Source organism: Streptomyces bottropensis ATCC 25435, from assembly GCF_000383595.1.
GTDB lineage: Bacteria > Actinomycetota > Actinomycetes > Streptomycetales > Streptomycetaceae > Streptomyces > Streptomyces bottropensis.
Map to the genome: position 1 here is coordinate 4509954 of NZ_KB911581.1, position 18929 is coordinate 4528882.

An 18929-nucleotide genomic window follows, 5' to 3' on the forward strand; every position below is an offset into this window, starting at 1 on the left:
GCCCCTTCGCGCGGTCAGTCCCCGATCGCGCCGAGGGGGTCCTCGTCGAGCCCGGCCGCCATCCACTGCTCCACGGCCGCGACATGGACCGTCGCGGCGGAGACCGCCAGGGCGGCGTCACGGGCCCGCAGGGCGCGCAGGATCTCCTCGTGCTCCCGGTGCGCGTGCTCCACGGCCCGCTCGGTGCGGGTGCCCCGGACGATCCGGGCCCGCTGGGTCCGGGTGGAGAGCACCCGCAGCAGCATGGACAGCACCGGGTTGCCGACCGCCTCCACGATCCGCAGATGGAAGGCGATGTCGTGGCCGACGAACTCCTCGACCGTGGCGGCGGCCCGCGACTTCGCCAGGATGGTGCCGAGGTCCCGGAGGTCGTCGGCGCAGAGCAGGGCGGCGGCCGTCCCGGTGGCCTGGGGTTCCAGCAGCCGCCGCACCTGGAGCAGTTGCAGGGCCGTCCGCCCCTGGGAGACGTCCGAGGCGAAGGAGAGCGTCTCCAGCAGCAGGTGCGGCTCCAGGCTGGACACGTAGGTGCCGTCGCCCTGCCGGGTGACCAGGATGCGCATCGCGGTCAGGGCCCGTACCGCCTCCCGCAGCGAGCTGCGGGACAGGCCGAGCTGGGCGGCGAGGATCTCCTCCTTGGGCAGGCGCGATCCCGGCGCCAGCTCACCGGCCACGATCATCGCCTTGATCTTGTCCATCGCCTCGTCGGTCAGTGCCATGAGAGGCCTCCCTGTTGCGGGCCTACTCCTGCTTCTCGCCCGAGGCGAAGCGGGAGATGATCAGTGCGACGATGATGATCGCGCCGTTGAGGAACTGGTTCCACAGCGGCGGGACACCGGCCAGCGTCATGACGTTGACGACGAGCTGGAGCGTCAGCACACCGGTGAGCGCGCCGAACACCGAGCCCTTGCCGCCGTTGAGGCTGACCCCGCCGATGACGGTCGCGGCGAAGACCTGGAAGATCCAGCCGCTGCCCTGGGTGGCGGAGATCGAGCCGTAGTGACCGCTGTAGAGGATGCCGGCGAACGCGGCCAGCACACTGCCGAGGATCAGCACCGCCCACACGATCCGGTCCACCCGGATACCGGCGGTGCGGGCCGCCTCCGCGTTGCCGCCGATCGCGTACAGCGCCCGCCCGTGCCGCAGCCAGGCCAGCGCACTGCCGCCGAGGGCGAACAGCATCACACAGATCCAGATCGCGGCCGGCACACCGAGCCAGGACGCCTTGCCCAGGTAGGTGAAGGAGGAGGGCAGCTCGACGATGGACTGGCCCTCGGACAGGGCGACCTGGAGACCGCGCAGCATGGTGAGCATGCCGAGGGTGACGATGAACCCGTTGAGGCGCAGCTTCAGGATCAGGAATCCGTTGACGGCCCCGATCACCACACCCACCACAAGACACAGCGGTACGGCCGTCCACTCGGGCAGCAGCCCGAGCCCGGTGAACCGGGCGCCGCTGGTCGGCAGGACCAGCCAGACGGCGATGACGGGCGCCACGCCGATGGTGGACTCCAGGGACAGGTCCATCCGCCCGCAGACCAGGATCAGGGCGGTGGCCAGCACCAGCAGGCTCAGCTCGGTGGACTGCTGGGCCACGCCGATGAGGTTGTCGGCGGTCAGGAAGGCCGGCGAGACGATGAACCCGATCAGTCCGAGGACGAGGATCGCCGGGACCAGGGACAGCTCACGGAAGCGACCGAGGCCGAGCCCGCGGCGGGTGTCCCCGGTGGTCTCCCGCGCCGTGCTCGTGGCGGGGTCGGTGACATCAGTGGTGGCGGACATGACTACCTTCCGTGCTCTTCGGTGGTGTCCGAGGCGGTGTCCGCCCGGTCGTCGGAAGCGGCGCCGGACGTCTGCGCCCGGTCCGCAGCGCCCTCGGCGGAGGGCTCCACGCGTCCGGCCACGCCTTCCATGGCGGCGACCACGTGCTCGTCCTTCCAGCCGCGGTCGAACTCGGCGACCGCCCGCCCGTGGAACATCACCACGAGTCGGTCGCAGACCTTCAGGTCGTCCAGTTCGTCGGAGACGATCAGCGCGGCCTTCCCGCCGTCGGCGACCTGCCGGATCCGGCGCAGCAGGAACTCCTTGGACTTGACGTCCACCCCGTTGGTGGGGCGGATGGCGACCAGTACCTGGGGGTCGGTGGCCAGGGCGCGGGCGACGACGACCTTCTGCTGGTTGCCGCCCGACAGGGCCGACACGGGGGTGGACCCGCCCGGCGTCTTGATGTCGAGGTCGCGGATCATGCGTTGGGCGAAGGTCCTGGTCCGGGCGGGCAGCACCGTGCCGTACGGACCGAGCTGGTCGGTGACGGTGAGGGTGGCGTTCTCCGCCACGCTGCGGTTGTTGACCAGGCCCTGCAGATGCCGGTCCTCCGGGACCAGCCCGACGCCGACGGCGAGCGCCGACGGCACGCTGCCGCCGCGCACCCGCCGCCCGCCGACGGAGATCGTGCCCTGCTCGGGGCGGTGCAGCCCGGCGACGCTCTCGCCGACCCGTACGTTGCCGCTGGCCGCGGCGCCGGCCAGACCGACCACCTCGCCCGCGCGCACCGTCAGCGACAGGTTCTCGCAGGCGCCGGGCAGGGTGAGGCCCTCGACGGTGAGGAGTGCGGGGGCGTCGGACCGGACCGGGGCGCGGTTCTCGACGGCTGCCGCCGCCGTCACGGTGCTCTCCCCGGTCATGGCCTCCACCAGTGACTGGTGGCCGAGTCCGGCGACGGGCGCGGTCAGGATGTGGGCCGCGTCGCGGTAGACCGTGACGGTGGTGCAGAGGTCGTACACCTCTTGCAGATGGTGCGAGATGAAGAGGAAGGCGACGCCCTGGCGCTGGAGGTCGCGGAGCTTGCCGAAGAGGCGGTGGATGCCGCGGGCGTCGAGCTTCGCGGTCGGTTCGTCGAGGATGATGAAGCGCGCGCCGAACGACAGCGCCCGCGCGATCTCCACGAACTGCCGCTGTTCGACGGTGAGATCCCTCGCCCGCGCGTCGGCCTTCACGTCCACGCCGTATCCGGCGAGCAACTCCTCGGCCCGCGAACGCAAGTGCTTCCAGCGGATGGGCCGCATCGCGCCGTCGCTCTGGCGGTTCAGGAAGAGGTTCTCGGCGACGGTCAGTTCGGGGATGATCGTCGACTTCTGGTACACGCAGGCGACCCTGGAGCGCCAGGCGTCGATGTCGCCGACCGCGGGGGCGGCCTCGCCGGAGAAGCGCAGGGTCCCGGTGTCGGCGGGCTGCAGTCCGGTCAGGATGGACACCAACGTCGACTTGCCGGCGCCGTTGCGGCCGACCAGCGCGTGTGACTCGCCGGGGGCGATGGTGATCCGGGCGTCGCGCAGCGCGACGGTGGCTCCGAACCTCTTGCTGATGCCGGTGGCCTCGGCCACCGGGGCGGGACTCCCGGCGCCGGGAGTCCCGCCGCCGTTCGCCGCGGCGGTCGCGGTGTCCGCCATGGTGGATACCGTCCTTCGTGGGAGGGATGCGGGGGGTGCGGGCGGAGGGACGGGCCGCGTCCCTCCGCCTGGTCGTCGGCCCTGCGGGGGCTAGCCGACGTTGTTGCCCCACAGGGACTTGTCGTCCACGTTGTCCTTGGTCACCAGCGGCGCCGGCAGCTGGTCCTCCAGGCCGTTCGGGATCTCGATGATCGTGGAGTCGTGATCGGTGGCACCCGGCTTGAACTTCTTGCCCTCGGCCGCGGCCTCGGCGTAGTACAGCGCGTACTTGGCGTAGAGGTCGGCGGGCTGGGAGACGGTGGCGTCGATCTGGCCCTTGCGGATGGCGTCGAACTCCTGCGGGATGCCGTCGTTGGAGATGATCGAGATGTGGCCCTTCTGCCCGGCCGGCTTCAGCAGGCCCTTCTGCTCCAGCAGCGCCAGGGTCGGCTGCAGGAAGACACCGCCGGCCTGCATGTAGATGCCGTTGAGGTCGGGGTGCTGGGCGAGCAGGCTCTGCAGCTTGGCGGAGGCCACGTCGCCCTTCCAGTCGGTGGGCAGCTCGAAGACCTTGATCTTGGGGAACTTCGTCTTCATGCACTCCGCGAACGCCTCGGAGCGGTCGCGGCCGTTGATGGAGTCCAGGGCGCCCTGCAGTTCGGCGACCTTGCCCTTGCCGCCGAGCTGCTCGCCGAGGAACTCGCAGGCCTTGGTGCCGTACGCCCGGTTGTCGGCGCGCACGACCATGTAGACGTCGCCCTTGTCGGGCCGGGTGTCGACGCTGACCACGGGGATCTTCTTCGACGCGAGGGTGTCGAGGGTGGAGGCGATGGCGCCGGTGTCCTGCGGGGCCATGACGACGGCCTTGGCGCCGGTGTTCTGGAACACCTGCACGTTGGCGACCAGCTTGGTGATGTCGTTCTGCGAGTTGCTGAGCGGCAGCGCGTTGATGTCCTCGGACTTGACGTCCTTCTTCAGGTACTCGGCGTAGGAGTTCCAGAAGTCCGAGTCGGAGCGCGGCAGGTCGATCCCGATGGCGGGCTTGTCGCCGCCCGAGCCGGCCGAGCCGGAGGAGCTGTCGCGGTTGCACGCGGTCAGGAGGGTGAGGGCCGCGAGGGCGCAGGCCGCTGCGGCGGTGGAGCGGGTGCGAGCGATCTTCATGGCCGGGTTCTCCTTAGCCAGGACGGGGAGGCCGCCCTCCGGTGCAGGCATGCGTGGACCGTCGGAGGGGAGGGTCGGGTGTCAACCGGTGAACGAGCAGCGGAGTTTGACCGGCCACGATGTGGTGGGGCGATTCCTCCGATGTATCTCGGACGACGAGGACGTTACGACGGCATTGCCGGAGTTGACAAGAGGTCTCTCCCTCTGACTTCTGAGCGTGACCGGGGGGTGATGTGGCGGGTGTCACGGGGCCTATGTCGTACATAACGGATCTGTTACCTGCGCGGCAGGTCCCCGTCGATCAAATTCATCCGAGGAATACGTTGTCAGCGCGACGAAGTGCCCCTAAAGTCACGGTGCGCCATTCCTCCGATGAATGGTGGAACCCATGGCAAGGGAGCTGCCCCAGTGAAACTGCTACGCGTCGGCGCCCCGACAGAGGAGCGGCCCGCCGTCCGTACCGACGACGGCCGGCTGCTGGATCTGTCCTCCGTGGCCTGCGACATCGACGGCGCCTTCCTCGCCTCCGGTGGGGTCGACCGCGCCCGCGCCGCCGTCGAGGCGGGCGGACTCCCTGTGCTCGACACCGAGGGCCTGCGGATCGGCGCCCCTCTCGCCCGGCCCGGCAAGATCGTCTGCGTCGGACTGAACTACCGCGACCACGCCGCCGAGACCGGCGCCGCGATCCCGCCCCGCCCCGTCGTGTTCATGAAGGACCCGGGCACGGTCGTCGGCCCCTACGACGAGGTGCTCGTCCCGCGTGGCTCGGTGAAGACCGACTGGGAGGTCGAGCTGGGTGTCGTCATCGGACGCCGGGCCCGCTACCTGGAGGACCCCGAGGAGGCGGCCGACGTGATCGCCGGATACGTGGTCAGCCACGACGTCTCCGAACGCGAGTTCCAGCTGGAACACTCCTCGCAATGGGACCTCGGCAAGTCCTGCGAGACCTTCAACCCGATGGGCCCCTGGCTGGTCACCGCCGACGAGGCCGGCGACCCGCAGGACCTCGGGCTGCGCCTGAGCGTCAACGGCGTCAAGCGCCAGGACGGCCATACCGGCGACATGATCTTCCCCGTCCACGAGATCGTGGCGTACCTCAGCCGGTACATGGTCCTGGAACCCGGCGACGTGATCAACACCGGTACGCCCGCGGGCGTCGCCCTCGGCCTGCCCGGCACCCCCTTCCTCCGCCCCGGTGACACCGTCGAGCTAGAGATCGACGGGCTCGGGAGCCAGCGCCAGACCTTCGGCCAAGCGTGAAAGGCACCCCCGTGACTGCAACCCCCGCCCGGATCACCGCGGTCGACACCTACGACATCCGGTTCCCCACCTCGCGGGAGCTGGACGGCTCCGACGCCATGAACCCGGACCCCGACTACTCCGCCGCCTACGTCGTGCTGCGCACCGACGCCGCGGACGGCCTCGAAGGCCACGGCTTCACCTTCACCATCGGCCGCGGCAACGACGTCCAGGTCGCCGCCATCGGCGCCCTGCGGCCCCACCTGGTGGGCCGCTCCGTCGAGGAGCTGTGCGCCGACCCCGGCTCGGTCAACCGCGACCTGATCGGCGACAGCCAGCTGCGCTGGCTCGGCCCCGAGAAGGGCGTGATGCACATGGCCATCGGCGCCGTCGTCAACGCCGTGTGGGACCTGGCCGCCAAGCGCGCCGGACAACCCCTGTGGCGGCTGCTCGCCCACGCCGAGCCCGAATGGCTGGTCTCCCAGGTCGACTTCCGCTACATCGCCGACGCCCTCACCCCCGAGGAGGCGCTGGACCTGCTGCGGCGGGGCCGTACGGGGCTCGCCGACCGCGAGAGCCTGCTGCTGGAGCGCGGCTACCCCGGCTACACCACCTCACCGGGCTGGCTCGGCTACTCCGACGAGAAGCTGACCCGGCTGGCCAAGCAGGCCGTCGCCGACGGCTTCACCCAGATCAAGCTGAAGGTCGGCGCCGACCTCGACGACGACGTCCGCCGGATGCGCACCGCCCGCGCCGCCGTCGGCGACGGCATCCGCATCGCCATCGACGCCAACCAGCGCTGGAACATCGGCGAGGCCGTCGACTGGACCCGGGCCCTCGCCGCGTACGACCCGTACTGGATCGAGGAACCCACCAGCCCCGACGACATCCTCGGCCACGCCGCCGTCCGCCGCGGTGTCGCCCCCGTGAAGGTCGCCACCGGCGAACACGTCCAGAACCGCATCGTCTTCAAGCAGCTCCTCCAGGCCGACGCCCTCGACGTCCTGCAGATCGACGCGGCCCGCGTCGGCGGCGTCAACGAGAACCTGGCGATCCTGCTGCTCGCCGCTAAGTTCGGGGTCCCGGTCTGCCCGCACGCCGGCGGCGTGGGCCTGTGCGAACTGGTCCAGCACCTGTCGATGTTCGACTACCTGGCCCTGTCCGGCACCACCGACGACCGGGTCATCGAGTACGTCGACCATCTCCACGAGCACTTCACGGCGCCCGTGGTGATGCGCGACGGCCACTACGTCGCCCCCCGGACCCCAGGATTCTCCGCCACCATGCACCCCGCCTCGCTCGCCGAATACCGTTACCCCGACGGCACGTTCTGGGCCGCCGACCTCGCTGGACGGGAGGACGTCGCATGACCGGGCAGACAGGTGCACCGACCGGGCCGACAGAGGGACCCACCGGGCCGGGGGGCGAATTCGCGGGAATGAGGGCGATCGTCACCGGAGGCGCGTCCGGCATCGGGCTCGCCACGGCCCGGCTGCTGGCCGCCCGGGGCGCCGCGGTGGCCGTCCTCGACCTCGACCCCGCGGGGGCCTCGGACCCCCTGCTCGGACTGAAGGCCGACGTCACCGACGACACCTCCGTACGGGCCGCCGTCGCCGACGCCGTCGAGCGGCTCGGCGGCCTGGACGTCCTCGTCAACAACGCGGGCATCGGCGCCATCGGCACCGTCGAGGACAACCCCGACGAACAGTGGCACCGCGTCCTGGACGTCAACGTCCTCGGCATCGTGCGCACCAGCCGTGCCGCCCTGCCCCACCTGCGGAAATCGTCCCACCCGGCCATCGTCAACACCTGCTCCATCGGCGCCACCGCCGGACTGCCGCAGCGCGCCCTGTACTGCGCCAGCAAGGGCGCCGTGCTGTCGCTGACCCTCGCCATGGCCGCCGACCACGTCCGTGAGGGCGTCCGCGTCAACTGCGTCAACCCCGGCACGGCCGACACCCCCTGGGTCGGCAGGCTCCTCGACGCCGCCGACGACCCCGAGGCCGAGCGCGCCGCCCTCAACGCGCGCCAGCCCCTGGGCCGGCTGGTCACCGCCGACGAGGTCGCCGCCGCCATCGTGTACCTGGCGAGCCCCGCCGCGGCCTCCGTCACCGGCACCGCACTCGCCGTCGACGGCGGCATGCAGGGCCTGCGGCTGCGCCCGGTGGGCTCGTGAGGACCAGGACCCTCGGCCGCACCGGAGTCCGGGTCACCGAGCTGGCGTACGGCGCCGCCGGCATCGGCAATCTCTTCCGCCCGGTGTCCGACGAGGAGGCCGCCGCCGCGGTCGACGCAGCCTGGGACGCCGGGATCCGCACCTTCGACACGGCCCCCCACTACGGCCTCGGCCTCTCCGAACGCCGACTGGGCGCCGCCCTGCGCGAGCGCCCCCGGGACACCTACACCGTCTCCACCAAGGTCGGACGTCTGCTGGTGCCCGCAGAAGGCGACGGCGAGGCCGACGACCTGGCCGACGGCTTCGCCGTCCCCGCGACCCTGCGCCGTGTCTGGGACTTCAGCGCCGACGGCGTCCGCCGCTCGCTCGAAGCCAGCCTGGACCGCCTGGGCCTGGACCGGGTCGACATCGTCCTCCTCCACGACCCCGACGACCACGCCGACCAGGCCCTCGACGAGGCCTACCCGGCCCTCGAACAGCTGCGCGCCGAAGGGGTCGTCGGAGCGATCGGCGTCGGCATGAACCAGACCGCCGTCCCGGCCCGCTTCCTGCGCGAGACCGACATCGACGTCGTCCTCCTCGCCGGCCGCTACACCCTCCTGGAACAGCAGGGCCTCGCCGAACTGCTCCCCGAGGCCGCCGCCCGCGGCCGGAGCGTCCTCATCGGCGGAGTCTTCAACTCCGGCCTGCTCACCCACCCCGCGCCGGGCGCCACCTACGACTACGCGCCCGCCCCGGAACCCGTCCTCGCACGAGCCCTGCGCCTGAAGGAGGTCACCGAACGCCACGGGGTGCCGCTGCGCGCCGCCGCCCTCCGCTTTCCCCTCGGCCACCCGGCCGTCGCCGCCGTCCTCACCGGCGCCCGCTCACCGGACGAGGTCCGCGACACCGTGGAGCAGTCCCGCCTGCCCGTACCGGCCGCCCTCTGGGACGAGCTGCGCGCGGCGGGCCTCATCGCCCCGGAAGCCCCCGTGCCCGCCGTGGCGCCTGTCGACGAGAAGGAGCCCTCGTGAGGGTCGCCCTGCACACCAAGGTCCGCGCCGACCGCGTCCAGGAGTACGAGGCGGCCCACCGCGAAGTCCCCGAGGAGCTGACCGCCGCCATCCGCGCCGCCGGGGTGAGCGCCTGGACGATCTGGCGCAGCGGCACCGACCTCTTCCACCTGCTGGAGGTCGAGGACTACCCGGCCATGATCGCCGAGCTGGAGAAACTCCCGGTCAACATCGCCTGGCAGGCCCGCATGGCCGACCTCCTCGCCGTCACCCACGACTACTCGGCGGAGGGCTCCGACGCGGGACTGCCCGTGGTGTGGGAGCTGTGACGCCGACCCGTACGGACGCCCCGCAGACCGGGATCGTCGACGCCCACCACCATGTCTGGGACCTCTCCGTCCGCGACCAGGACTGGATCACCGGCCCCGAACTCGCCCCGCTGCGCCGCGACTTCACCCTCCGCGACCTGGAACCGGAGGCCCGCGCCGCCGGGGTCACCGCCACGGTGCTGGTGCAGACGGTCACCGTGCCCGAGGAGACCCCCGAGTTCCTGGCGCTGGCCGCCGGCAGCGACCTGGTCGCGGGGGTCGTCGGCTGGACCGACCTCACCGCTCCCGGGGTCGCCGCCGTCCTCGACGGGCTGCGCGAAGGTCCCGGCGGCGAGCACCTGGTGGGCATCCGCCATCAGGTGCAGGGCGAACCCGACCCCCGCTGGCTGCTCCGCCCGGACGTGCTGCGGGGCCTGGCCGCCGTCGCCGACGCGGGACTCGTCTACGACCTTCTGGTCAAGCCCCATCAGCTGCCGGCCGCGGTGGAGGCGGCGGCCCGCCTCCCGCACCTCACCTTCGTCCTCGATCACGCGGCGAAGCCGCCCGTGGCCACCGGCGAACTGGAGCCGTGGGCGGGCGAGATCAGGCGGCTGGCCGCCCTCCCCAACACCGTCTGCAAGCTCTCCGGGCTGGTCACGGAGGCGGACTGGACGACCTGGTCCGTGGCCGGACTCCGCCCGTACGCCGACACCGTGCTCGACGCCTTCGGCCCCCGCCGGCTGATGTTCGGCTCCGACTGGCCCGTCTGCGGGCTCGCCTGCGACTACCGCGAAGTCCTCGACACGGCCGAGGCGTTGCTGTCCGGCCTCGGCCCGGCAGAACACCGGGAGGTCTTCGCGGGCACCGCCGTCCGCGTCTACGGCCTGCGGACCTGAGCCAGGGCCGCCAGCTCCTCGGGGGTGCGCGGCCGGGCCGCCTCATCGGCCAACAGGCCCTGCTCGCGCAGCAGTTGAGCGACCGCGACACCCCAGGGGAGGCGTAGTCCGGCCTGCTGGAGGAGGTCGGTGCGGGCGAGCATCGTGGCCACCGGGCCCGTGCGCGCGCCGGACGGGGTGAGCAGGGCCGCGTCGTCGGCCCAGCGCAGGGCGAGGTCGACGTCGTGGGTGGCCATCACGACGGTGGTGCCGGACCGGCGCAGGTCGTCCAGGGTGGCGAGGAGCCGTTCCTGTCCGTCCGGGTCGAGCCCGGCCGTCGGCTCGTCGAGGATCAGGACCCGGGGCCGCATCGCGACCGCGCCGGCGATGGCGGTCCGCTTGCGCTGGCCGTAGGAGAGCAGATGGGTGGGCCGGTCGGCGAGCGCGGCGATGCCGAGCGCGCCGAGCGCCTCGTCGACCCGAACCCGCACCTGCGCGTCGGGCAGCCCGAGATTGAGCGGGCCGAACGACACGTCCTGGGCGACGGAGGCCGCGAACAGCTGGTCGTCCGGGTCCTGGACGACCAGCTGGACCGTGGTCCGCAGCCGGGTCAGACCCTTCCGGTCGTACGTCACCGGCCGTCCCCCGACCGCCAGTTCGCCCGTACGGGGCCGCAGTCCGCCGCTGAGCAGCCGCATCAGCGTCGTCTTGCCGCTGCCGTTGCGGCCCAGCAGGGCGAGCGCGCGCCCCTCGCGCACGTCGAAGTCGAGTTCGCTGAGCACGGTCGGACCGTCCTCGTACGCGAACGACGCGCCCCGCAGGGCGACGAGCACGGGCCTGCTCATCGGTGGTCTCCTTCGTGGATGCCCCGGCCTTCAGGACGGGGAGGAAACGAAGCCCCTGCGGAGCGGGGCAGGGAGAGCCGGTTCGCCGCCAGGGCGGACCGGCGTGCACCGGTCACCGGCCGACACCCGCCGCTCACACGGAACCTGATACGGTGTGAGGTGTGACGCGGCAGGTCAAGCGGGCTTTCAAGTACCGCTTCCACCCCACGGACGAGCAGGTAGCCGAGCTGTCGCGCACGTTCGGCTGTGTTCGTCTCGTCTACAACAAGGCGCTGGAGGACCGCACCCGGGCCTGGTACGGCGAGCAGCGCCGGATCTCCTACGTGCAGTCGTCGGCCGCGCTGACGCAGTGGAAGAAGACCGAGGAACTCGCCTTCCTGACGGAGGTGTCCTCCGTCCCGCTCCAGCAGGCGCTGCGCCATCTCCAGACGGCGTTCGGGCACTTCTTCGCCAAGCGTGCCAAGTACCCCCGGTACAAGAGCCGGAAGAAGTCCCGGTCGTCGGCCGAGTACACCCGCAGCGCCTTCACGTGGCGCGACGGGCAGCTGACTCTGGCCAAGATGGCCGAGCCGCTGGACATCCGCTGGTCCCGTCCCCTCCCGCAGGGCGCAGAGCCGACCACGGCGACCGTGTCCCGTGATGCTGCGGGCCGCTGGTTCGTGTCCCTGCTCGTCGAGGACACCATCACTCGCGCGCCCGCCACGACCGCTGCCGTCGGCCTGGACGCCGGGATCACCTCTCTGGTGACTCTGTCCACCGGAGAGAAGATCGCCAATCCCCGGCACGAGCGCCGTGACCGCGCACGCCTCGCCCGCGCCCAGCGGGAGCTGTCGCGGAAGGCGAAGGGCTCCAACAACCGGGCCAAGGCCCGCGTGAAGGTCGCCCGGGTGCACGCGCGGATCGCCGACCGGCGCCGGGACTTCCTGCACAAGCTGTCGACTCGACTCGTCCGTGAGAACCAAACGGTCGTGATCGAGGACCTCACCGTCCGCAACCTGCTGAAGAACGGCAGGCTCGCGCGCGCCATCTCGGATGCGGCCTGGACGGACCTGCGCATGATGCTGGAGTACAAGTGCGCCTGGTACGGGCGCGAACTCGTCGTGATCGACCGCTGGTTCCCCAGCTCCAAGCTGTGCGGAACCTGCGGCACGGTCGCGACGAAGATGCCGCTGAACGTCCGCGAGTGGACGTGTGACTGCGGCGCGGTGCACGACCGCGACGTGAATGCGGCACGCAACATCCTGGCCGCCGGGCTGGCGGCGTCTGCCTGTGGAGACGGTGTAAGACCTCAACGGGAGTCCTCCCGGACGGGGCGGTCGTCGGTGAAGCAGGAAGCCCAGCGGGCGACCGCTGGAATCCCCCGCCTTCAGGCGGGGGAGGAAGTCAAGTCAGCGGCCTTTCCAGAACGAAGGTGAGGGCGACCATGGCCGCGAGGAGCGCGACGCTGGCCGCGGTGAAGCGCACGGAGACCCGGGCCTCGGGCACCAGCACGCGAAGGGTGCCGTCGTACCCCCGCCCGGCGAGCCCGGTCTGTAGCCGCGCCGCCCGGTCGAAGGCCCGGACGAACGCGGTGGCGCCGAGACCGGCGAGCGAACGCCAGGTCGCGGCCCGCGTGGTGTGCCCCAGCCGGGCGGCCTGCGCCTCCCGGATCCGGCGCACGGAGTCCAGCAGGAGGAAGCTCATGCGGTACGTGACCAGGGCGACGTCCACCACCGGCGCGGGCACCCCGGCCTTCACCAGACGCGGCAACAGGTCCGACATGGGTGTGGTGAAGGCGAACAGCAGCACACCGAGGGAGGCGGCCGAGGTGCGCAGCAGCAGTTCACCGGCGCGGACCGGGCCGCCGTCGGCCAGGGTGACGAACCCGCCGGGTCCGCCCACCTGGACGAGCAGGGGCAGCGCGCCGGTCACGCAGAAGCCCAGCGGCACCCGGTAGGCGCGCCACAGCCGGCGGCCGGGCACGCCCGCGGGGCCCAGCAGCACGACGAGCGCGGTCAGCAGGACCAGGGCGGCGCCGGGCCAGGGGGGCAGGGAGATCGCGAGCAGGGTGAGGCCGAGCCCGAGCACGGCCTTGTCCACGGGATGGCGGCGGCGCCAGCGACTGCTGTGCGCCGCCGCGTCGATCGGCAGCACGACGGTCAGACCCGCCCGCCGGGAGAGCCCTCGGCGGGACCGCCGGACGGGCGTTCCCCGCCGGACGCGGACTTCGTGGCCCGGGAAGCCGATGCGGTCGGGGCCGAGGCGGTCGGGGCAGCCGACGTGGCCGTCGAGGACGATGCGGCTGTGGAGGCCGACGCGCCCGTGGAACCGAATGCGGTCGGCGACGCCGCCGCGCCCGCCGCCGCCGGCGTGGCCGCGGAAGCCGTGGAGGCCGCCGTGGCCGTCGCGCTCACCGGTGTCGTCGGGACCGTTCCGGTGCCGTCGGCGCCGTCCAGCCGCGCCCGGGCCCGCGCCTCGCCCTGGCGCCGGCCCCGGTGGATGCCGAAGTAGTAGGCGAGGACGCCGGCGCCGAGCGCGGCCTGAAGGGCGAAGAGGGCCGATTCGATCTCACCGGACGGTGGTTCGTAGAGAGGGGAGAACCAGGGCTCGTAGCTCGGCTTCATCTCCGTGATCGCGGTCTCCGCCTCGGCGTCCGAGCCCGTGAAGGGCTCTTTCTTGTGGTCGCCGAGGCCGAGGGCCAGTGGCAGGACGGCGAGCGCGGCCACGAGGAGCAGCAGCACGGTGTTGATCTTCGCGTTGCGGTTCACCGGGCCACCGCCTCTGTCCCGGCCTCGGTCGCGGTGGTGTCACGCCGGCCGGTCAGGAGCACGCCGAGCCGGGTCAGTTCACCCTTGCTGGACTGCACCAGCAGACGCATCACCAGCACGGTGAGGAGACCCTCGCTGACCGCGAGCGGGATCTGGGTGACGGCGAAGATGGAGCCGAACTTGCCGAGCGCGCCCAGGAAGCCGCTGCTGGGGTCGGGGAACGCGAGCGCCAGCTGCACGCTGGTGACGCAGTAGGTGACCAGGTCGGCGACGAAGGCGCCGAAGAACACGGTGACCATCAGCGGCACGTCGAACCGCCGCAGCAGCCGGTAGATGCAGTAGCCCGCCCAGGGGCCGGCGATCGCCATCGAGAAGACGTTGGCGCCGAGCGTGGTCAGGCCGCCGTGCGCGAGCAGCAGCGCCTGGAAGAGCAGGGTGATGGTGCCCAGGACCGCCATGATCGGGGGCCGGAACAGGATGGCGCCCAGTCCGGTACCGGTGGGGTGGGAGCAACTGCCGGTGACCGACGGCAGCTTCAGCGCCGACAGGACGAAGGTGAAGGCTCCCGAGGCACCGAGCAGCAGCGTGCTCTCGGGGTGCTCCTTCACCTCACGGGTGAGTGCCCGGACTCCGTGGACGACGAATGGCGCGGACGCGACGCCCCAGGCGATCGCGTGCGCCGGAGGAAGGAAACCCTCGGCTATGTGCATGGCTCAGCAGACCCTCTCCAGCACCTCGTGGATGGTTGACGCGCCTTGGTCGGTCTCCTGGCTCACGGGTCCCACCGCCCGTGCTCCGCCTTCCCGGGTCATATCAACCCAGTGGCTGTCCGTGAGGACTGGAGCCGGACTTCCCGATCACAGTGGCGAGGGCCGCACCGGCATCACACCGGATTTCCCGTTCACCAAGGCGTGGTGACAGTAGTGCCCACATAAGGGCGCTGACAAGCGGCGACGAGGGGCGCGCGGGCGCCGTGGAACAGCTCACACCCCGGCGCGCGCCCCACCCTCCCCATGACGCACACGAGTGACCCCACGACGACCGTGGACGGCGGGAACCGTTCGTACAGGTGACCGCCCTTGGCCACGGGTCCCGGCCTGCGCTTGAATGCACCCTTCATGCCGCCGGCCCAGGGAGTCCGCAGTGCACCGCCCCGCCTTCGTACGCAGTTCGCGCCGTCTCGGCGTCCTCACCGCGGCCGCGTTCGCGGTCGCCGTCGCCACCGCGGGGCCGGCCGCGGCCCACGCGGAGGTCGAGGCGGAGGGCGCCCGGGCCCTCGACCAGAACGTCGACCTGACCTTCTCCGCCGAGTCGGAGTCCGCCTCCGCCGGCATCACCGAGCTGGAGGTGATCCTCCCGAAGGGCATCGCCCCCGCCGACCTCACCTACAAGAAGGGCCCGGACGGCTGGAAGTTCACCCCGACCGCCCGGGGCTACACCGTCTCCGGCGCCAAGCTACCCGTGGGGGAGGACGTCGAGTACGTCGTCACCGTACGGCAGTTGCCCGACGCGAAGTCACTGGCCTTCAAGACCCTGCAGTCCTACAGCGACGGCAACGTCGACCGCTGGATCGAGCTGGAGGAGGAGGCCGAAGGAGACGGCCACGGCCACGGTCACCCGGCCCCCCGTCTGGACCTGAAGGCCGCCGCCCCGGGCGCCGAGGTCGTCAGCCCCACCCCGTCGGAGGAGCCCACCACGGCCGCCCCCTCGCCCGAACCCAGCGCGAAGACCTCCGCCCCGTCGGCACAGGCGGCGGCGGACAGCACCGACGACGACGGCTTCCCGGTCGTGCCCCTCGCCCTCGGCGCGGCCGTCGTCCTCGCCCTCGGCGGCGGCGTGTGGTGGCTCAGGTCCCGCAAGGGCGGGACCGCCTGACGTCCGCGCTCGGGACGACAGCCGCCGCTGTCGGAGCAAGGGGACGCGACGGCTCGGTGACGCACCCGCCCCGGCGGCCGGCTCACCGGCCCTCGGCCCGGCCTACGAATCGGTCTCGATCCGTGGCACGTCCTGGGGCGTCGCTGACGATCACGCCATCATGAGCCCATGAATCGGCGACCGCTGCGCCTCCACACCCCCGGGTGGTACACGGCCGACGGCTCGGCCTTCGACGTCGCGCTCGTCTACCCCATGCGCGGCCCCGCCGGGATCTTCGGCCCCACCTGCGGGGCGTGTGCGCGGCTGGCCGCCGAGGAGGTCAACAGGGCCGGGGGAGTGCTGGGCAGGGAGCTGCGGCTGGTCGAGGTCGACGGCGGGGCCGAGCCGTGGCGGGTCGCCGAGGACGTCGAGGCCCTGGTCGCCTCGGGCGCGGTGCAGGGCGTCACCGGCTGGCACATCTCCTCCGTGCGGCAGGCCGTGGCCCCACGGATCGCGCACCGGGTGCCCTACGTCTACACGGCCCTGTACGAGGGCGGGGAGCGCACCGAGGGCGTCTTCATGACGAGCGAGACGCCGTCCTGGCAGCTGCTGCCCGCGATGCGGCTGCTCGCGGAGTCCCGCGGGGTGCGCCGCTGGTTCGTCGTCGGCAACGACTACGTGTGGCCCCGCAGCACCGCGCGGGCGGCCCGGGGGTATGCCCGCGCGTGCCGGGGCCGGGTCAGCGGTGAGGCGTACCTGCCACTGGGCACCGAGGACTTCGGGCCCGTCCTGCGCCGCATCGAGCTGGCCGACGCCGACGGCGTCCTGATGCTCCTGGTCGGCAGCGACGCGGTCCGCTTCAACCGGGCCTTCGCCGCCGCCGGGCTGGACCGGCGGTGCTTGCGGCTGAGCACGCTGATGGACGAGAACATGCTGCTGGGCAGCGGCCCCGACGCCACCCTCGACCTGTACAGCGCCGCCGGCTACTTCGCCTCGCTCGCCGATCAGAACACCCTGGACTTCCACGGCCAGTACACCGGCCGCTACGGTCTGGAGGCGCCGACCCCGGGCAGCCTCGGCGAGTCCTGCTACGAGGGTGTCCTGCTGCTCGCCGCGCTCGTGGAACGGGCGGGCGCCCCGGACGTGTCGGCGATCGGGGCGGTCGCCGACACCGTCTCGTACGAGGGCCCGCGCGGGCTGCTCGGCCTGGACGGGCGGCATGTCCGCCAGCGCATCTACCTCGCGCGGGCGGACGGCTACGACTTCAACGTCCTCGCCCAGCTGCGCGCTCCGCACGACCTGAGCTGACCCGGCCCCGGCCGTCGGCGCTCCCGCCGCCCGCCAGATTCCGGGCCAGCCGGTCCAGCAGGATTTCGAGCCGGTGGCCGTCCTCTTCGGTGAGCGGTGGCTCCGACTCCGCCCAGTCGGCCCGCACTTCGCGGGCGAGCAGCTGCCAGCGCTCCCTGCCGCGCGGGGTGAGGTGGGCCAGGATACGGCGCCGGTCGACGGGGTCGACGCGGCGGAACAGCAGGTTCTGGTCGACGAGTTGGTCGATCAGCTTGGTCAGGCTCGGAGCCGGCAGGAAGGCGTGCTCGGCGAGGGCCGTCATGTTGTGACCGTGCCCGTCGGAGAGCAGGTCGAGCACCCGCCACGCCTCGACGGAACAGCCGAACTCGTCGAGGACGGACTGGACTCGGCGTACGGACAGGCGTTCCGCCCGGGTCAGCAGATGGAGCAGTTCCTCGGGCCGCCTCGCCATCGCACTCCTCGACTCGCTCTCCACCGACCCCGCGACGGTGGTGCCGGGAGCTTACCTTCGATCACCCCGCTCCTCACAGACAAACCAGGAGTGCATCCTTTCCGTGCGAAGTAACAATCATTTCGTGGCCCTCGGAAAATACTTCCTCAGGAAACTGTTCTTCAATTGCCGTGAAACGCCGGGGAAACAGTCCTCTCGCAGGCTGTGGTCGCACTTCAGCGACCTAGGAGGTATTGCATGTCCCGGATCGGCATCAGCAGACGTGGTCTGCTCGCGGGTGCGTCGGCCCTCGGTACGACCGCCGCCCTCAGCGCGTGCGGGGCCAAGACGGGCAGCGGTACGTCGTCGGCCGCGGGAGCGCAGGCGGACACCTCCGGAGACACCGTCAAGGTGGGTCTGCTGAACTCGCTCTCGGGCACCATGGCCATCAGCGAGGTCACCGTCCACAACGCGCTGCTGCTCGCGGTGAAGGAGATCAACGCCGCCGGTGGCGTACTGGGCAAGAAACTGAAGGCCGTCAGCCAGGACGGCGCCTCCGACTGGCCGACCTTCGCGGAGAAGGCGGAGGCCCTGATCACCGACGACAAGGTGGTCGCCACCTTCGGCTGCTGGACCTCCGCCAGCCGCAAGGCCGTCAAGCCGGTCTTCGAGCGCTACAGGTCGCTGCTGTTCTACCCCGTGCAGTACGAGGGTCTGGAGCAGTCCCCGTACATCTTCTACATCGGCGCCACCACCAACCAGCAGATCGTCCCCGCCCTCGACTACCTCAAGAAGCAGGGCCTGACGCGGCTGTACCTGGTGGGCAGCGACTACGTCTTCCCGCGCACCGCCAACAAGATCATCAGGGCGTACGCCGAGGCCCAGGGCATGACGGTGGTCGGCGAGGACTACGCCCCGCTCGGCTCCACCGAGTTCAGCACCATCGTCAACAAGGTCAAGGACGCGGGCGCGGACGCCGTCTTCAACACTCTCAACGGCGACAGCAACGTGGCCTTCTTCAAGGAGTACAAGTCCGCCGGACTGACCGCGAAGAGTCTGCCGGTGCTCTCGGTGTCGATCGCCGAGGAGGAGGTCAAGAGCATCGGCACCCAGTACCTGGACGGCCAGTTGACCGCCTGGAACTACTACGAGACCACGCCGGGCGCCGCCAACACCACGTTCGTGGCGGCCTACCAGGCGGCGTACGGCAAGGACAAGCCGACCAGCGACCCGATGGAGGCCGCGTACATCTCCGTGTACCTCTGGAAGGAGATGGTCGAGAAGGCCGGGTCCTTCGACGTGGCCAAGGTCAAGAAGGCCTCCGGCGGCATCGAACTCGACGCTCCCGAGGGCAAGGTCACGGTCGACGGCGCGACGCAGCACGTCTACAAGACGGCGCGGATCGGGAAGATCGGCTCGGACGGGCTGATCGAGGAGGTCTGGAACTCCGGCAAACCGATCAAGCCGGACCCGTATCTGAAGGGGTACGCCTGGGCGGCCGGCCTGTCGTGAGTCCGCGGGCCCGGTGGGGGTTCTCGCGCGGTTCCCCGCGCCCCTGAGAAGCAGGGG

At 71.6% G+C, this 18929-nt stretch carries 19 protein-coding genes and 1 riboswitch; of the genes, 10 read left to right on the forward strand and 9 right to left on the reverse strand.

Annotated features, from left to right (window positions below; translation table 11 throughout):
* Positions 1 to 14 precede the first annotated feature (14 nt).
* The 4 genes from STRBO_RS0119865 to STRBO_RS0119880 form a co-directional block, all read right to left on the reverse strand.
* Positions 15 to 716, reverse strand: coding sequence for a FadR/GntR family transcriptional regulator (locus STRBO_RS0119865; protein WP_005474545.1), 702 nt, complete (start codon positions 714 to 716; stop codon positions 15 to 17).
* 22 nt (positions 717 to 738) lie between these two features.
* On the reverse strand, positions 739 to 1779 hold the full coding sequence (locus STRBO_RS0119870; protein ID WP_005474543.1) for an ABC transporter permease: 1041 nt from the start codon (positions 1777 to 1779) through the stop codon (positions 739 to 741).
* Positions 1780 to 1781: 2 nt separating this feature from the next.
* The gene (locus STRBO_RS0119875; RefSeq protein ID WP_005474541.1) at positions 1782 to 3446 is read right to left on the reverse strand and encodes a sugar ABC transporter ATP-binding protein; all 1665 of its coding nucleotides are present in this window, start codon (positions 3444 to 3446) and stop codon (positions 1782 to 1784) included.
* Between the two features lie 90 nt (positions 3447 to 3536).
* Positions 3537 to 4586 carry a sugar ABC transporter substrate-binding protein gene (locus tag STRBO_RS0119880; protein ID WP_005474539.1) on the reverse strand — a complete coding sequence of 350 codons (1050 nt, stop codon included), beginning with the start codon at positions 4584 to 4586 and terminating at the stop codon, positions 3537 to 3539.
* Positions 4587 to 4994: 408 nt separating this feature from the next.
* On the opposite strand from STRBO_RS0119880, the gene STRBO_RS0119885 reads away from it, so the two are divergent.
* From STRBO_RS0119885 to STRBO_RS0119910, 6 genes are all read left to right on the forward strand, one after another.
* On the forward strand, positions 4995 to 5846 hold the full coding sequence (locus tag STRBO_RS0119885; protein ID WP_005474537.1) for a fumarylacetoacetate hydrolase family protein: 852 nt from the start codon (positions 4995 to 4997) through the stop codon (positions 5844 to 5846).
* An 11-nt stretch (positions 5847 to 5857) separates the two neighbouring features.
* Entirely contained in the window at positions 5858 to 7195 is a 1338-nt protein-coding gene (locus STRBO_RS0119890; protein WP_005474535.1) for an L-fuconate dehydratase, read from the forward strand.
* 68 nt (positions 7196 to 7263) lie between these two features.
* Positions 7264 to 8001: an SDR family NAD(P)-dependent oxidoreductase gene (locus STRBO_RS0119895; protein WP_005474532.1), complete on the forward strand. Its 738-nt coding sequence runs from the start codon at positions 7264 to 7266 to the stop codon at positions 7999 to 8001.
* Positions 7998 to 9014, forward strand: a complete 1017-nt coding sequence (locus STRBO_RS0119900; RefSeq protein ID WP_005474530.1) for an aldo/keto reductase — start codon at positions 7998 to 8000, stop codon at positions 9012 to 9014. Before STRBO_RS0119895 ends, STRBO_RS0119900 begins: the two co-directional genes overlap by 4 nt.
* The gene (locus STRBO_RS0119905; protein WP_005474528.1) at positions 9011 to 9322 is read left to right on the forward strand and encodes an L-rhamnose mutarotase; all 312 of its coding nucleotides are present in this window, start codon (positions 9011 to 9013) and stop codon (positions 9320 to 9322) included. Before STRBO_RS0119900 ends, STRBO_RS0119905 begins: the two co-directional genes overlap by 4 nt.
* Positions 9319 to 10197 carry an amidohydrolase family protein gene (locus STRBO_RS0119910; RefSeq protein ID WP_005474526.1) on the forward strand — a complete coding sequence of 293 codons (879 nt, stop codon included), beginning with the start codon at positions 9319 to 9321 and terminating at the stop codon, positions 10195 to 10197. Before STRBO_RS0119905 ends, STRBO_RS0119910 begins: the two co-directional genes overlap by 4 nt.
* Here the strand turns inward: STRBO_RS0119910 and STRBO_RS0119915 are convergent.
* Entirely contained in the window at positions 10179 to 11021 is an 843-nt protein-coding gene (locus STRBO_RS0119915; RefSeq protein ID WP_020114662.1) for an energy-coupling factor ABC transporter ATP-binding protein, read from the reverse strand. The two genes, STRBO_RS0119910 and STRBO_RS0119915, sit on opposite strands and share 19 nt — an antisense overlap.
* 161 nt (positions 11022 to 11182) lie before the next feature.
* Here STRBO_RS0119915 and STRBO_RS0119920 point away from each other — a divergent pair, with 161 nt between their 5' ends.
* Positions 11183 to 12436: an RNA-guided endonuclease InsQ/TnpB family protein gene (locus tag STRBO_RS0119920; protein ID WP_005474521.1), complete on the forward strand. Its 1254-nt coding sequence runs from the start codon at positions 11183 to 11185 to the stop codon at positions 12434 to 12436.
* Here STRBO_RS0119920 and cbiQ read toward each other — a convergent pair.
* The 3 genes from cbiQ to STRBO_RS0119935 are packed head-to-tail and all read right to left on the reverse strand — an operon-like array spanning position 12405 to position 14478.
* The gene (gene cbiQ / locus STRBO_RS0119925; protein WP_020114663.1) at positions 12405 to 13154 is read right to left on the reverse strand and encodes a cobalt ECF transporter T component CbiQ; all 750 of its coding nucleotides are present in this window, start codon (positions 13152 to 13154) and stop codon (positions 12405 to 12407) included. The two genes, STRBO_RS0119920 and cbiQ, sit on opposite strands and share 32 nt — an antisense overlap.
* Before the next feature lie 5 nt (positions 13155 to 13159).
* The gene (locus tag STRBO_RS45930; protein WP_005474519.1) at positions 13160 to 13768 is read right to left on the reverse strand and encodes an energy-coupling factor ABC transporter substrate-binding protein; all 609 of its coding nucleotides are present in this window, start codon (positions 13766 to 13768) and stop codon (positions 13160 to 13162) included.
* On the reverse strand, positions 13765 to 14478 hold the full coding sequence (locus tag STRBO_RS0119935; protein ID WP_005474518.1) for an energy-coupling factor ABC transporter permease: 714 nt from the start codon (positions 14476 to 14478) through the stop codon (positions 13765 to 13767). Before STRBO_RS0119935 ends, STRBO_RS45930 begins: the two co-directional genes overlap by 4 nt.
* Positions 14479 to 14508: 30 nt before the next feature.
* A riboswitch (cobalamin riboswitch) is annotated at positions 14509 to 14692 on the reverse strand.
* Positions 14693 to 14911: 219 nt separating this feature from the next.
* On the opposite strand from STRBO_RS0119935, the gene STRBO_RS0119940 reads away from it, so the two are divergent.
* Both STRBO_RS0119940 and STRBO_RS0119945 read left to right on the forward strand, forming a co-directional pair.
* Positions 14912 to 15643 (forward strand): DUF1775 domain-containing protein, encoded by a 732-nt coding sequence (locus STRBO_RS0119940; RefSeq protein ID WP_005474511.1) that lies wholly within the window; start codon positions 14912 to 14914, stop codon positions 15641 to 15643.
* Between the two features lie 168 nt (positions 15644 to 15811).
* Positions 15812 to 16930, forward strand: a complete 1119-nt coding sequence (locus STRBO_RS0119945; protein WP_005474510.1) for a substrate-binding domain-containing protein — start codon at positions 15812 to 15814, stop codon at positions 16928 to 16930.
* On the opposite strand, the gene STRBO_RS0119950 is transcribed toward STRBO_RS0119945, so the two are convergent.
* Positions 16887 to 17381 (reverse strand): MarR family winged helix-turn-helix transcriptional regulator, encoded by a 495-nt coding sequence (locus tag STRBO_RS0119950; protein ID WP_020114664.1) that lies wholly within the window; start codon positions 17379 to 17381, stop codon positions 16887 to 16889. The two genes, STRBO_RS0119945 and STRBO_RS0119950, sit on opposite strands and share 44 nt — an antisense overlap.
* A gap of 237 nt (positions 17382 to 17618) precedes the next feature.
* On the opposite strand from STRBO_RS0119950, the gene urtA reads away from it, so the two are divergent.
* Positions 17619 to 18872, forward strand: a complete 1254-nt coding sequence (gene urtA / locus STRBO_RS0119955) for an urea ABC transporter substrate-binding protein (protein ID WP_005474508.1) — start codon at positions 17619 to 17621, stop codon at positions 18870 to 18872.
* The last annotated feature ends 57 nt before the right edge of the window (positions 18873 to 18929 follow it).